Consider the following 897-nt stretch of genomic DNA (forward strand, 5'->3'; position numbering starts at 1 on the left):
ATAAGAGACAGGTTCCTGGGCCGCGCCGAGGCCCGCGACGCGCTGAGCGACCACTACGCGCAGGAGCTGGGCGAGCCCTTCGCCACGGCCGGGCTCTGCTACTACCGCGACGGCCGGGACAGCGTCGCCTGGCACGGCGACCGGATCGGCCGGGGCGCCCGCGAGGACACCATGGTCGCCATCCTGTCCGTGGGCGCGCCCCGAGACCTGCTGCTGCGGCCCATGGGCGGCGGCGGGACCGTACGCCGGCCGCTGGGCCACGGCGACCTGGTCGTGATGGGCGGCTCCTGCCAGCGGACCTGGGAGCACTGCGTACCGAAGAGCACCAAGGCCGCCGGGCCGCGCGTCTCGGTCCAGTTCCGCCCGCGCGGGGTGAACTGACCCGCCGGAACCGTGGCGGAAGCCTGTCCTCCCCCTCCGCGCCTCCCCCACACTGGGTCCACTGGGCGCCCGCCACTCGGTCCGCCGCCGTGGCCCCGCCCGGTTCGCCCGGGAGCGGCTGCTGCGGCTGGGCGTCCCGCTGGTGTTCGGCACGGTCGTGCTGTGCCCCCTCCCCCAGTGGCTGCGGCTGCGCGCCGCCGACCCCGCGTACGACGAGCCGTACCTGGCCTTCTGGGGGCGGTTCCTGAGCGTGCGGCCGGACCCGGCGGACGTCCCGTTCGTCCTGGAGGGCGAGCACTTCGAGACCGGGCATCTGTGGTTCGTCGTGCTGCTGCTCACCTTCTGCCTGCTCCTCGCGCCTTTCACCGCGATCCTGACGGGCCGGGGCGACCGCGTGGCCGGGGCGGTGCGGCGCCGGCCCGTGCTGCTTCTGCTGACCGCGCTGCCGCTCGCCGCCGTGAACGCGCTGCTCGGCATGGAGGAGGACTACGCGGGCTGGTACCGCTGGGCCTACCT

1 protein-coding gene and 1 pseudogene are annotated in these 897 nt (G+C 75.0%); both read left to right on the plus strand.

Annotated features, from left to right (window positions below):
• Positions 1–381 (plus strand): alpha-ketoglutarate-dependent dioxygenase AlkB (locus LPA54_RS33150; protein ID WP_228984447.1); only part of this gene is annotated, 381 nt, incomplete at its 5' end.
• A 142-nt stretch (positions 382–523) separates the two neighbouring features.
• A pseudogene (locus LPA54_RS33155) lies at positions 524–897 on the plus strand (acyltransferase); the annotation flags it as partial.

This window comes from Streptomyces sp. DH12 (assembly GCF_020873895.1).
Taxonomy (GTDB): Bacteria; Actinomycetota; Actinomycetes; order Streptomycetales; family Streptomycetaceae; genus Streptomyces.